Source organism: Pseudomonas sp. SMN11 (assembly GCF_052041945.1).
GTDB lineage: Bacteria > Pseudomonadota > Gammaproteobacteria > Pseudomonadales > Pseudomonadaceae > Aquipseudomonas.
This window is the reverse complement of sequence record NZ_JBKGGW010000098.1, coordinates 1-402: the sequence shown is the minus strand read 5'-3', so window position 1 is coordinate 402 and position 402 is coordinate 1. Positions and strand designations below refer to the sequence as shown.

The window sequence follows — 402 nt, the reverse complement described above, 5'->3', positions numbered from 1 at the left end:
TCAGGTCGGCAGGTGCGCTTGGCGCGGTGATGTCCGGGGCACTGACCTGCGCAGGCAGCGACGAAGTACCGTCGGCATCGACGGCGGTAACGTTCAGCAATTCGCCATTGGCTTGCGCAGGGGAGAGGGCGACGGTGAAGGTGCCGTCGTCACCGACCAGCACACTACCCACCACGGTGCCGTTGGCATCGCGCACATCCACCCGGGTGCCGGCCTGGGCGCTGCCGCTGACACTGCTGCCATCGGCGGCCACGGTCAGGTCGGTCGGGCTGGTCGGTACGGTGGTGCTGGGCACTGCATAGTCGACGGCGGTGGAGGCATTGCCGGCGGGGTCGGTCTGCACGATGCTCAGTTGCTCGCCCGGCTGGGCAGCCGGGGCCAGGTCGATGATGAAGGTGCCAT

The 402-nt window shown here is 68.4% G+C and carries 1 protein-coding gene; it reads right to left on the bottom strand.

What is annotated here, in order from left to right; translation table 11 throughout:
* The coding region (locus tag ACLEJU_RS28715) for an Ig-like domain-containing protein (RefSeq protein ID WP_440776787.1) at positions 1-402 on the bottom strand (402 nt) is incomplete at both ends.